Source organism: Achromobacter sp. HNDS-1 (assembly GCF_040084795.1).
Lineage (GTDB): Bacteria > Pseudomonadota > Gammaproteobacteria > Burkholderiales > Burkholderiaceae_B > Achromobacter > Achromobacter ruhlandii.
Window position 1 is genome coordinate 1013329 of sequence record NZ_CP157584.1, and the last position, 13990, is coordinate 1027318.

Consider the following 13990-nt stretch of genomic DNA (forward strand, 5'->3'; position numbering starts at 1 on the left):
ACAGCGCGGGCCCGGGGAGAAGCCGCGCGGAAAAGCATCAGGGCCCGGTTTTCGCCGGGCCCTGAGCCGCTTTTCACGCGCCATGTTCATGACGATGGCATGACAGGCGACCGGCTTTTTGCCGACCGCCTGCAACTCCGGCGTCAACCGCCGCTATCCACGCCCTGCACCTGCACCACGCCGTCGGGACGGTAGGACGGCGTGGCCGCGCGCGGTTGCGGCGCGGCGCCGGCGCCGGCCAGCGGTTCCTCGCCATAGCCCAGGATCTGCACGCTGATGACGGACGGCTGGTTCTGCCGCGCCTGCTGGCGCGCGCGCTGCGCCGAATCCTCGGCCGCGCCGGACGCGGCCGAGGACGCCGCGCTGGCGGAGGCCAGCGCGCCGGTGTTGACCACCGCCGTCACCGGGATGCCCTTGCTGTCGCCCTGCACCTGGATGTTGGCCGCGTTGACCACATGCAGCGCCGCGACGTTGACGTTGCCCGACACCCGGATGCCGGCCTCGCCCGCGTCGATGGTGCCCAGCGGCGCGATCAGGTCGACGTCGCCCGCCGGCACTTCGGCGATCGGCGCCAGCGTGGCGATGCCGGCGCCGGTGGACGGCGCCGTCGGCGCCAGCGTGACGTTGCCCAGGGCATCGTAGACGCGCTTGGGCGCCGTGTAGACCACCGTGGTCTTGGCGCCGCGGCCGGCGTTGATGTCGCCCTCGGCCGACCAGGCCTGGATGTGGCCGCCGAAGGTGGTCATGATGCGGCTCTGGCCCAGCAGCACGCTGCCCAGCGCGTACAGCTGGATGTCGCCCTGGCCCTGCGTCACCACGCCCGCCGTCGCCGGCGGCGCCGCGCCTTCGATGCCCAGCACCTGCTGGCCGCCCGGCGTCAGCACCTGGATGTTGCCGCCGAACTGCGTGCGCAGGCCGGCGCCGCCATACATGGTGAAGTCGCCCTGGTACAGGCGCTGCGCGCCTTCGGCGTCGGTCTGCGGGAACAGCGCCGCGATGGCGCGGCGGCCGCGCAGATAGCTGCCGGTGCGCGGGCCGCCCTGCTCGTTGTACTCGCGGCCGCCCTTGCGCAATTCGGCGAAGTACAGCTGGCGCGCGTAGAGGCCCTGCTGCGCGGGCGCCAGCGCGTCCAGCGCGGCGCGCGCGCCGTCCTCGCCGCCGTCGTAGCCATGATGCAGGCGCAGCCAGTTGACCAGGTGCAGCTCGCTTTCCTGGCGATAGTCCTGCATCAGGTCGCGGCGCTTGCGCGCCGGATCGGCCGCCGCCTCGGCATCCAGCATGCCCTGGCGGCGCGCCAGTTCGGCCGCCGCGCCCGACTCGTCGCCCTGGTAGCCGTACGCCTGACGCAGCCAGCCGGCCAGCGACAGCTCGCCGGCATAGGACTGCGCCACGCGATCGGGATTGGCGCCCAGGGTCTGGCCCGCGGCCAGCGCGCGCGCCGGGTCCAGGTAGCGCGCCAGCAGGCCGGCGTAGTCCGGGCCCTGCGGCCCGACGCCCGCCAGCACCGCGATGCTGGCGCCGGGGCGCGCGTCGCCGCGCACGATGGCGCCCAGGCTGACCACGCTGGCCACATCGTCCTGGCGGATGTTGCGGCCGGCCTGCACCAACAGCGTGCCGGGGCCGGCCACCTTCAGGTCGGCCTGCACGATGTCGCGCCCGGCGATCACCTGCGACAGGTCGTTGGCATTGCTGTGCAGGCCCAGCGCGCTCATCCCGAGGATGTCGCGCCCCGCCCGCACCGAGACCGGCAGCGCGGCCTCGTACCAGGTCAGCACGGTACGCGGCCGCCCCTGCAAGGTATCCGTCATGATGCGCGTCTCGGCGCCGGCGCGCAGGCCGACGATATCGCCATTCACGGCATGGAAACGCGCCACTCCCGTTCCGCCTTCGCGCGGCGACGCATCCAATGGCGTATTGGGACCGAACGTGAAAAGCGGCTTGGGCGAGTTCGGCCAGACCTTGTTGCCCTCGACCGAGACATTGAAGATGGTCTGGTCGTTGTTCTCGCCCGCATTGCTGGCCATGAAGCCGGGACGCCACGGCGTCGGCAGCGGCGTGTCCGCCCCCGACATCGACACCGCATGCGCGCCCGCGGCGAAGATCGAGCCGCCGGCCAGCATCGACAAGGCACCGCTGGACGACGGCGCCAGCAACAGCACGTGATTGACGTTTTCCGCCTCGCGCGTGGTGGCGGCCAGGATGATATTGCCACCGGCCGCCGTCACGCCAAGCTTGGACGGGTAGAGGTAGCTCATCTGCCGCTGCGCGCCGGCCCGGGTCGTGTCATCGGTCTGCAGGTCCGTGCCCGGCTTGAAGGTATTGTTGGTGGTCAGCGGCGTCAGGTTGCCGCCCGCCGAGAACAGGTCGATGGCCGTGGCCGGCGTCCACAACGTGAACCAGCTTTCGGCGCCGCCGCCCTTGGACAGGCTGCCCTGGGTGTAAGGGCTGGTATTGATCTGGCGCACGCGGCCGGGATCCGGCGCGTCGGCCAGCACCAGGTCGCCGCGCGTATCCAGCGAGGCCACCGCATCGCCCAGCAGCAGGCGCGGCCCGCCCATGGGCTTGCCGCCGCCCACCGCGGACATATCGGGCGCGCGTAGCTGAGCGCCGTCGCCATAGAACAGCGAGATGCCGCCGACGCGGCCCGCCGTCAGGGTCAGTTGCCCGCGCAGATTGACCAGCAGCCCGTTCAGATCGACATCCTCGAAGTTGCCGGCATAGCCAGTGCCCGTGCCAGCGCTGCCGTCGGTCTGCTGCATCGCGCGCAGATTGGGGTTGTAGGCGCCGCCGATGCGCAGATCCATGTCGCCGCCGCCCGTCAACACCAGGTCGCCATCGACTACCCGGCCGGTGCCGGCCACCACCGCCACCAGGGCCTGCGAACGGCCGGATGCCAGATTGTTGTTGAGCAGCGCGTCGCCGCGCGCATCGCGCACGCCCGCATCGCGTCCGGCGCTGATGCTGAGATTGCCGCCGCCCAGGGTGCCGAAGCCGGTGAAACCCACGACCCGCGGCTGCTGGCTGTTGGTCGAGGCATTGGCCGCGTAAGTGCCGAAATTGATCCACCAGCTCGACTCGATGTCGTTCACGCCCGGCATGCCCACGCTGCCCTGGCGCCACAGCCAGTTGCTGAGCGCGGCGCTGGGGTATTTGGTGTATTCGACATCCTGAGTGCCATAGCGCTGGGCGTTCATGGAATTCGCGCTCCATGCATCGCCGTAGATGTCACGCCCCGCCGCCACGGTCAGGTTGCCGCCCTGGTCCGGGTACCAGGCGCGATAGGCGGCCAGCGCCGCGTCGTACTTGCCGTCGTGCTGGATGGTGCCCAGCACGGCGTCATCGTCGGTCGTGCCGCGCGGCAGGTTGAAGCGGCCGTCCACCGGCGCCCCCAGCGACGAGGGCGCGCCGGCCGTGTACACGCCGTACACCGACGCCATGCCGACGTCGCGCCCGGCCAGCAGCGACAGGTCGCCGGTGCCGGTGCGCAGCACGCTGAACAGCGGCGCGCGGTCGCCGTAGCGGTAATCGCGCTTCACGGTGGTCTCGGTGTGGCCGCCGCCCGCGCAATAGCTGACGTCGAAGCACACCTCGTTCTCATCCATGAACCATTCCTGCGCCAGCTTCCTGACCGAATAGCCGACGTAGGCCGGGTCGCCGAAGTACAGCAGCGCCCCCTCCAGCGTCAGCGTGCGCGAAGCCGCCTCGCAGTATCCCGTGCCGTTGCAGAAGTCGTCCTCGCTCATGTAGAAGCTTTCGGCAATGGGCTTGGGCGAGGTTCCCAGCAGGGACTGGTCCAGTCCCAACTCGTCGATGGCGGTCTGCGTCAGCCCGCGGTCGCCGATGAATACGCTGGTGATGGTCTTGGTGCCAAAGGCCAGCCGGCCGTAATGCGTGTCGGCCAGGATGATGTCGCCCTGCCCGTCCGGCCGGCGCGCCGCCATGTCGGCCGCCGTCAGGTCCGCGCCCGCCACCGCCATCAGGCTCCAGGCGCTGGCGCCTTCGCCCAGCATCGGCGCCAGCGCCCAGTTGCGGCCCTGCCGGCCATCCGGCCCGACCGGCCGCAGGTTGATGGGTTGATGGCCCGGCAGTTCGATGAAAGTCTGCGACGGGATCAAAGAACCGCGCGCCAGGTCCAGGCGCGCGCTGGCCTTGAGCGCCGCCGGCAGCGGCACGCCCTTGGGCCAGGTGAAGGCCTGCAGCGCCGCCTCGTTGCGCAGCGTGAAGCCCACGCCCAGGCGGGCGCCCGCGCCCAGCGCCAGCGCCTCCTGCAGCACCGTGCCGGCGCGCAGCACGCGGCCGTCGGCCAGCGTCAGGTCGCCGGTCAGCACCAGGCCGGCGGGCAGCGCCAGCGGGCCGTTCAGCGTCGCCGCCATCGGCAGCACGGTGCCGGCCGGCAGCGTGGCGGCCTGCGCCGGCAGATCGTAATTGAGCGCCCGGCCGGCCGGGAAGATGGTGCCCGTTTCCAGTTGGACGCCATCGATGGGCACCACCAGGTCTTCGCCGAACGGCGTCTGGCCATTGTCCAGGAAACGCCCTTCGACCAGCTTCCAGCCGCTGTCGTCGATGGTCTCGGGCGGCGGCGCGAAACCGTCGTTGATGCTGCCGTGAATGGCCAGGTCGCCGCCGGCGCGCAGCACCAGCTTGCCGGGCTCGCCGTAGCCGCGCAGCGCGGCCACCGCGCGGTTGGCGTTGGGGCCGTAGCGGTAATTCGACAGGTCGATGTCGCCCGATACCGTCAGATTGCCATCGGGCGTGGCGCTGACGATCTCGACGCCGGGCCGCAGGTGGTACGGGCCCAGCGCCGCCAGCCGGGCGGTCAGCGCGCCATTGCCGAGCGCGGCGTTCATGAAGGCCACGCTCTCGCCGTCGATGCCGTCCAGGTAGGCCTGCGTGATCAGCTGCGGCGTCTTGCCGCTGACGTCGGGTTTGGGCGCCAGCGGCGCGTCATCGTAGCGGCGGAAGGCGTTCACGGCGATCGTCTTGGCGCCCAGGATCTGCGGCGTGCCCGCGATGCGGATGGCCACGTCGTTGGCGCCGTCGCCGGAGCCGGCAATGGCGCCGCGCTCGCCGCCGCCGCCCAGGCGGCGGGCATTCAGGTCGAGCGTGCCGAGCTGGCGGCCGGCCAGGCGGCTCGGGTCGTCGGTGCCGGCGCGCAGGTCGAAGCGCGCGCCGGCGTCCAGCGCCAGCGTGCCGTCGCGCGAGGTCAGTTCGATGATGGCGCGGTTGGCGGCGTCGATCACCTTGCCATAGCTGTCCAGGCGCAGGCGCGCGCCATGCGTGTCCAGCAGGCCGTTGATGCGCAGGTCGTCGCGCGCCGCCAGACGGATCGCGCCCACTTGCCGGCCGCTGGCGTCGATACGGCCATTGACCGTCAGGCTGCCGCCATCGACGCTGATCTCGACCACGCGCGCGCGCACCTCGTCGCCCACCACCAGGTCGCCCTGCTTGAGCTGGAAGCGGCGGGCGCCGGTGACGCCGCCCTGATTCAGCCGTTGATTCAGGCCCGCGAAATCCGCCAGCGTCTGCGCGCGCAGCGTGATCTCGGCGCCGTCATAGGGCACGCGTGTGCCGCCGGCATCGTGCTCGCCGCTGGCCCCGCCCAGGATGACGCCGTCCAGCGCCACGCGCCCGCCGGCCGCGCCCAGCGCCACGGCCTGCATGCGGCCGCCGCGCTGGTTGCGCGCCGACAGGTCGATGACCGACCCGGCGGCCTGGACGATGTTGCCGGCCACGCTGCTCAGTTCGAGATCCCCGCCCCAGCTGTAGCGGACCGCGTCGTAAGCCGTGAAGGCGCGGCCCGACAGGTCGATGCGCGCGCCGCCCGCCAGGGTGATGTCCTCGTCGGCCTTGACGCTCAGCTTGCCCGACGGCAGCGCCACCGTCGAATCCAGCGTGACGCGCCGCGCCTTCAGATCGAGCGTGGCGCCCAGCGCGTCACGCGCCGGCGCCGCGGCGCCGGTGCCCGCCAGCGCCAGCGCGCCGCCGGCCCGCAGCGCCAGCGTCGCGCCCGCCTCGCCGGTCAGCAGCGGCGTGCGCAGCGTCAGATCGCCGCCCTGGTAGCGCCAGCCTTCGCCCGCCACGTAGCCGTTCTGCTTGTGATAGACCTGCAGGTTGCCCGTCGACGCGCCCGTGATCATCTGGGCGGCTTCCAGGTTGACCGTGGCGAAGCCCAGCGCCAGCCGGTTGGCCGGCACCAGCGTGGCCGGCACCGTATAGGGCGCATGTTCGAAGCGGATGACATCGGCCGCGATGGTCAGGCTGCCGTCGCCCAGGCGGTCCAGCACCGCGCCGCCCGGCGCGGCGGGGGTGTCGTAGCCCAGCGGCACATTGCCGCTCGGATTGGCCATGACGGCGCCCGCCCAGACGACTTCCGACGCGCTGATGCGCGCCGTGTCGCCGGCCGCGCCGTAGCCATACACGGCCGGCGCGCCCAGCACCAGCCGTCGCAAGGCCGAGGGACCGGCCGCGGCGCGGGTGTCCAGCGTCACCGCGCCATAGACGTTGATGGACTCTCCCGCATTGAGAATCAGGCTCTCCAGCGCGGGCGCGCCCAGCGCCGTATTGCCGCGCAGCAGCCGCGCCAGGGCATCCTGGTCCAGCGCCAGGCCGGGCGGCAGTTGTCCTTCTGCTGCGGCCTGGGCCAGCGCCTGCGGCGCGCCCAGGTTCAGGCCGGACACGCTCAGCATCAGATTGCGCGTGCCGTACTCGACGTTGTCGCGCAAGGTAAAGGCGCCGTTGGTGGCCGCGCCAATCGTGCCTTCCGACACCAGCCGCGTGGTTCCCGTGCAAACGCCCGCGCAGGCGCCAATGTCGATGGCCACGCGGCCATCCTGCGCCGGCGGCCGCAGGTTGACCAGCCCGTTGGACAGGACCAGCGCGCCATTGGACTGGAGCGAGTAGTAATAGCCGCCACGCGCGTCCTGCGGCGCCGCCCCCATTCCGACGGTGGACAGAACGGCCCCCTGCTCAACGGTGATATTGCCGTTGGTGGGCGCCAGCAGCACGAACTCCGGCGCGTACAGGCTGGCGCCGCCGCGCACCAGCACGCGCTGGGAGTCGCCGCCCAGGCTGATCGCGCCGAGCGCATCGGCTTGGGTGGAGGCGCCTATCACGCCGCCCAGCACCATGCGGGCCGGACGCAAGGCATTGAGCGCGTCCGCCGAGACCGCCACGCCAGGACCGGCCAGGGCCGGCGCCTGCCCCGGACCCAGGATTTCCAGGCCGCCGCCCCGCACGTCCACGGCCAGCGTGCCGCCCGCGCCGCTGCTGCCCGGCGCCGCGGCGAAGCGCGCCTCGCCGCCGAACGCCAGGGCCGGCGTGCCCTCGCGGCCCGCCCCCGGCGTCAGCTTCAGGCGCAGCATGCCCGCGTCGGCCGGCAGCATCGGCAACGGCGTGCCGGTGCGCGCCGCGTTCGCCGCCAGGAAGGCGCTGTACGAGGTTTCGTTGTATTGCGCGTGGCGGCGCACCACGGCGCCCGGCGTCACCAGCAGTTGGCTGGCGGGCACCGCGCCCGGATTGACGCCCGGCGCCGTCATGCGGCCCGTGGTCACCCAGGAACCGCCACGGGTCGGCGCGGCCTGCGCGGCGTCGAATGCGCCCGGCGCACCGGCCTCGACGCGGAACGCGCCCGGCAGCAGGGCGAAATTGGCGGGCAACAGCGTGTAGGTGCCGGGCGGCAACCCCGGCACGCCGGCGCCGATGGTGACGCGCTGGCCGTATGCAGGCATGGCGGCATCTTTCGTGGCCGGCGCATAGTCGCCGCCGAAGCCCGGCACGATGGCATAGACGGCGCTGCCGGACTTGCTGAAACCGAAGCCGGGGTTGGCGTCGGCCATGGCGTACTTGAGCACGTCCACCGAACCGCCGCGTCCGCGCACGAACGCGGCGCCGGTCAGTTCGCCGCCGCCGGACAGGTCCAGCAGCGAGCCGGCGTCGGCCGCGATGGACTTCATGTTGATCTGGATCATGCGGGACGGCGCGCCGTTCAGGTCATTGCCGCCCACGCCCGCGACCCGGATCTCCTGTCCGCCGTACAGGTACTTGATGCCGTCGGTGGTGCCGCCATAGGGCATGACCAGCCCCTGGCCGCTGATCGACGTTACGCTGCCGGCCAGGAAACGCACGCTGGACGGCGCGCCCTCGGGCCCCATGAAGACAATCGAGCCGAGCGGCGCGCGCACCACGCCGCCCTGGACGATATTGGGCCCCGACAACGTCACCGCGCCGAAGGCGGAATACGGCATGTCGGGCATGCCCTCCGTGGCGCGCCGGATCGTCAGCACCGCATCCGGATTCTTCAGCGCATTGCCGCCCCCTTGCCCGTAGTATTCGCCCGCCGCAATCCCGCCGCCGCTGCCGGTGGCGGGATAGATCTGGGCCGCGGTGATGGTCAGGCGGTTGGGCGCGGCCAGCAGCGTGTTGCCATTGAAGTCCTGGCCCACGGACACGCCCGTCAGGCGCAGGTCGCCGGCCAGGTTGACCTGGACGTCATCGAAGCTGCGCAAGTCGCGCATGCCGCGCAGATCCATCATGCCGGCGTCCAGCACCAGGCGATGCCCGCGCTTGAGCCAGTCCGGCGCCACCATGCCGACCTGCACCACGCTGTCGGATCCCAGCGGCGGCGCATAGGCCGCGTGATTCAGGAACAGGTACGGGGCCGACAGGGCCACCACGCTGCCCTCGGGCGCGCTCTGGCTCAACATCAGCGGACCCGACAGGCGCAGGCTCTGGGGCATGGCCAGCGTCAGGCCGCTGTCGGCCCTTACCGACGCGAACAACGCCAGGTTGCCGAAGCCGCCGGCCTGGACCTGGTCCACGCCCAGGCCGCCAGCGCCATAGCGCAGGTCGGCGCCAGACTCGCCCGGACGCAGGCCGGCGGGCAGCAGCGAGGCCCCCTTCTGCCGCGACAGCGTCAGGACGCGCGGGGTCAACACCGCGGCCTCGGCCAGGTTCCTCTGGTAGAAAGCCGGCGCCAGCGCCACGCCCAGCGTTCCGCCCACCGCGCCGGGCCCGCCCGCCATGGCGCGCAGGTCGCCGTCCAGGTACAGGCTGTTGGCCGACGCCAGCACGATGTTGCCGCCGTTGTAGGCCAGCAGCGTGGCGCCGCGCCCGGGCAGGTCCACCAGCGCCTGCGCGCCCGACGCGTCCAGCAGCGAGCCGGGGCGCAGGATCAGGTGCCGGTCCATCGGCCGGCGCGGGGCGTAGGCATCGGCCTCCCAGTCCAGCATGCCGCCGATCTCGATGCTGCCGCCCGCGCGCGCCACGCCATAGCGGCGGCCGTCGGTGGCCAGCGCGACATGGCTGTCGCCGGCCACGTCCAGCACCGCGCGCTCGCCAATCCACACCGAGCGGCCGTTGGCCTGGGGCGTGTAGTTCTGCTGCGAGTCCACCCGAGTGTCCAGGATAGAGATCAGGCCGCCGGGCGCCACCAGGCGGCCCAGCACCGTGATCTGGTCGCCGCCGGCAAGGCGGATCGACTGGCCTGGATCCACCGCCACCCGCGCGCCCGCGCCGATCTCCAGCACGCCGCCAAGGGTGTCGCGGTCCGAGCGCAGCGCCAGGCTGGCGCCGCCACGCTGGGTCAGCCTGCCGCGCTTGGGATCTTCCGTGTACAGCGGCGGGGTCCACAGCAACAGGGCCTCGGCCGGATCGGTGCCCGTGAGCGGCAGCGCGCCGCCTTCCCGGCGCATGCGCCATACCGGCATGGCGACGGCGATATCCGCGCCATCGGCGACCCGCAGGCCGCCATGGCCGTTGAGGTCATAGCTGGCAAAGCCGGCCTGGAACAAGGACGGATCCAGCCGCACCGCATCGGCCGCCAGGCCATCGGCGGGGCCGCCCAGCACGAGGGCGCCGCCGCTGGCCAGGCTGAACGCGCCGCCGCCGCTCACGCCGTAACCGCGCACCGCGCCGGCCAGCGCCACCTTGCCGCCGGAGGCCGGCTGCGTGCTGACGGCGTTGGCTTCCAGCGTCACGCTGCCGCCGCGCCCGCCTTGCAACGCGCCGCTGGTCAGCAACGCCGCGCCCGACGACACATCGATCAGGCTGCCCGCCGCCAGCGCCACGTCGCCCGTGCCGCGCAGCGACACGCGGCCGCCGTCGATGAGGGCCAGGCCGCGCTGCGCGGAAGGATCTTCCTTCAGGTTGCTCCACACGCCGCGCGCATCCAGCACGACGTCGCCCGCCACGCGCAGCGCGGCCTTGGCATTATTGGTCGGCAGCAGCGAAACATCTTCGAGCCGGCCGGCCGTGCCCGGCTGGCGCAGCGTGTTGCCCGCCTGGATCAGGCCGCCGCGGCTGACCAGATCCGCATTGATGTCGACAGTGGGCGCGTAGAGCGTGATCTCGCCGCCGTCGGCGCTGCGCAAGCCGGCATCCACGCGGATGGCCCGTGTGGCGGCCAGGCGGATGGCGCCCAGGCTGAAGCCGTTCAGGCGATCGGCATCCAGGAACACCTTGCCCTTCAGGTCGGCGGGCAGCGCATCGCCCAGGTCCAGGCCGGCGGAGCGGCCCGCCAGATCCCGGCCCACCACCACTTCGGCGGCCGCGCCGCCGGCGCCCAGTTGATAGCGCAGGAAGTTGCCGGCGGTGTCGTAGAACGGCTTGTAGGTGCCCACCACGAACTGCGCCGCGCGCGCCGCGTTGCGGTGCGACTGGCTGTAGCCGTCCTGGCCGGTCACCGGCGCGCGCGTCTGGCGGTCGCCCTGATAGGTGTCGCTGATGACGTCGCCGTCGAGCACCGCGTTGCGGGTCGAGACCACCAGCGCGCCGGCGTCGCGGCCCACGGTGTAGCCCGATTCGTAGCGCGTCGGCGGCGCGATCAGCGGGTTGTAGAAGCGCCGCGTGGCGTTCTCGCCCCAGCGCCGCGACACCGCCTCGTAGCCCCGGTACAGGCCGGTGTACAGCAGGTCGCCCGGCGCGCGGTCGGCCAGGTACAGGCGGCCGTCCTCGCCGCGCAGCCAGCTCTGGCGGATCTCGCCGCTCTGCACGTCGAGCGTGCCGCCCGACAGGTTGATGGCCGAGCCGGCCTGCGTCACCACCTCGGCGCCATCGAAGCGCACCACGCCGCCCTGCGCCAGCCAGTGGCTCACCGGCACGCCGAGCGTGCCCAGGTAACCGCCCACTTCCAGCAGCCCGCCGGCCGTGTACCAGCGGTCGGCATCGTTGCCGCCGCTGCCCGCCGCCAGGCGCACCAGGTCGCGGCGATCGAGCCACACCTCGCTGTTGTTCAGCAGCTTGCTGTCGCGGTTGATCGGGGCGTCGCGCTGTTCGTTGCCCTGTAGGTTGATCTTGAGGTTGTTGGACTCCATCGACACGATCACGCCGACCGCGCCGCCCACGTCGATGCGCGCGCCGTCGCGCACCAGCGCGCGGCCATCGGCCTTGACCGCCACCTGCCCGCCCGTGGCCAGCGACAGCGAACCGCCCTGGAAGTCCACCGTGCCCTGGCTGCTGATGCGCAGCAGCGACAGGTCGCGGCGGAATTCGTCGCCGGGGATCAGCGCGGTGTTGCCGCCCACGGCCGGCTGCAGCAGGCTGGCGCGCTGGCCGTCCAGCGCGGTCGTCAGGCTGGCGTCCACCAGGATGGCGCTGACCGCGCCCTCGGCCAGCGTCACCGCCGCGCCGTTGCCGCGCGCGTCCAGATGAATGGTGCCGCGCGCATCCACCGAGGTGGTCGACACCAGCACGCCGGCCTGCTCCACGCGCTGCGCGGTCAGGGTCACATCGCCCTGCGGCGCCTGGATCAGCCCCGTGTTGCGCACCAGGCCGGCGCCGGCCGCCTGCGCCTCGTTGCCGCGCGTGGTGGAGGCGATGTTGCTGTCCGAGCCCTGGCCGCGGCGGATGATGAAGCTGTCGCCCGCCGCCAACAGCGCCTGGCCCTGCGGCGTGCTGATCTCGCCGGCGTTGCGGACTTCCTTGCCGGCCAGCAGCACGTAGCCGCCGCCGCGCGTGGCGCTGCCGGGCGTGGCCGTGGTCAGACGCGCGCCGGCCTGCACCTCGATCTTGCCGAGCGCGTCCTTGAAAGTGGGAATGGTGCCGTCGGCGTCGGCGTAGATGCCGCGTTCGCGGAACTGCGCGTCGCTCATGGTGGCGGCGGCCACCACCAGGTTGCGCGCGTTGACCTGGCTGGTGCCGCTGAAGATCACGCCGTTCTGGTTGACCACCATCACCGTGCCGTCGGCCTGGATCGCGCCCTGGATCTGGCTGGGCCGGGCCACCGCGCCCACCACCCGGTTCAGCACCGCGTCATCGGCGCCCTGCTTGAACCGCAGCGTGGTGTTGCGGCCGACGTTGAACGTGTCCCAGTTCAGGATGGCGCGCGATTGGGTCTGCTCGATCGTCACCAGCTGTCGGCCGCCGTCGGTGCCTGTGGTCGGCTTGTTGGCGCCTTCCCACTTGGCCTGCGCGCCCTCCGCGATCCACAGGCCGCCGCGCGCCAGTCCATCCGGCACGTCCGTGCCGTTGGCGGCCGCCGCCGCGCGCGCCGCCGCCTGCGCCGCCTGCTGCGCGGCCACCGCCGCCGCGGTGCGGTTCAGGTTGTCCAGCGAGCGCTGCAGCTGCTGGCGCGATTGCGCCTGCTGGCGGGCGCTGTTGCCAATGCCGGCCAGGCTGCCGTCGGGCATGCGGCCGGTGCGCTGCGCGGTCGATTGCACCGCGCCCTTGTCGGCGAACCAGCCGGGACTGAAGGCGCGCGGCTGGGCCTGCGCCGCGCCGCTCCAGCCGCCCGCCACCAGCAGCACCGCCAACGCCTGCGTCACCGGCGTCAGGCGCCAGGCGGGACGGCGCGAACGCCGCGGGGAACTGCGGGGGGCTAGGGCGTGACTACGGCTGGGCATGACGGCTTTTCCTTCCTGGAATCGGATCTGGCATCTGCAGCGCCAGGACCGGTTCGCCGGGAAAAACGGCGACGCGGACCGGGCGATTCTGCGCATGGGTGCCTAGACCGCTTCAAGCGTCATCGACTGCGCCTTTTCACAAAAAATTCATATTTCAAGTTTGGGACAACGCGCGCGACGGCGTTCAGCTCAGCAGCACAATGCCACCCGGCAGCGACGTGACCTGGGCGCCATAGGCATCGCGGATCAACAGCGCCGCGTCGGCCAGCTGATCCAGCGAAAAGCGCGCCTGCACCAGGCTGCCCGCCAGCCGGTCGCTCACCAGCACGATGCGGCCGGGGCGGTAGCGGTTGATCTCGTCGACCACCTGCGCCAGCGGCACGTTGTTGAATTGCAGCACGCCGCGGCGCCAGGCCGTGACCTGCTCGGGGTCGACCCGGCGCGGCCCGCTGGCGCCGCCCGCGCCCAGCACCACCTGCTGCGCGGCGGTCAATTCCATGGCGTCCTGGCGCAGACTGACGCGGGCGCTGCCCTCCAGGCAGGTCACCCGCACCTGCCCGTCGGTGTAACGCACGTTGACGCAGCCCGAAGCGGTGCTGACGCGGCCGGCCCCCGCCGTCAGGCTGACCGGCTGGCCGGAAGTCAGCAGCTCGACTTCGCCGGCCAGCAGATCGATCTGCTGCGCCGACCCGCTGCGCGACAGGTTGATGCGGGTCTGGGTATTCAGCTGCACGCTGGCGTCGCCCGCCAGCGCCACGCGGCGCTGCTCGCCGGTGCCGCTGCGCACATCCGCGGTCAATTCATCCACCGCCGGCCACAGGCCCAGCGGCGGCTTGAACGCCAGCCACGCGCCGCAGGCCGCCACCGCGCCGCCCAGGAAGGCGCGCCGCGCCGGCCGCGCGACGCGGGCGCGGCGCGCCTGCGCGGCCTGCAACTGGCGCGCCGCTGGCGCCAGCTGCTGCCAGGCGCCGCGGGTTTCCTGGAAGATGCGCGCGTGCTCGGCGCTCTGCGCGCACCAGCGGCGGAAGGCCTCGCCATCGGCCACGCTGGCCTGGCCCGAGGCCAGGCGCACGACCCATGCCTGGGCCTCGCGCTTGAGCGCGGCCGCGGGGTCGCCGCCGGGGCGGGAGCGTCTGAAAAGGGTCGTCATGGAA

Annotated in this window: 2 protein-coding genes; both read right to left on the reverse strand. The window is 72.5% G+C overall.

The genetic code is table 11. The features are described from left to right. Window positions 1-143: 143 nt before the first annotated feature. Window positions 144-12836, reverse strand: coding sequence for a filamentous haemagglutinin family protein (locus ABFG95_RS04515; RefSeq protein ID WP_348995509.1), 12693 nt, complete (start codon window positions 12834-12836; stop codon window positions 144-146). A gap of 184 nt (window positions 12837-13020) precedes the next feature. Next, complete coding sequence (locus ABFG95_RS04520) at window positions 13021-13986, reverse strand: FecR domain-containing protein (protein ID WP_068979958.1); 966 nt, start codon at window positions 13984-13986, stop codon at window positions 13021-13023. Between the last annotated feature and the right edge of the window lie 4 nt (window positions 13987-13990).

What these genes read in the sequence shown, in the direction of transcription:
- ABFG95_RS04520 (WP_068979958.1), bottom strand. Translation starts at nt 13,986, where the DNA reads ATGACGACCCTTTTCAGACGCTCCCGCCCCGGCGGCGACCCCGCGGCC.
- ABFG95_RS04515 (WP_348995509.1), bottom strand. Translation starts at nt 12,836, where the DNA reads ATGCCCAGCCGTAGTCACGCCCTAGCCCCCCGCAGTTCCCCGCGGCGT.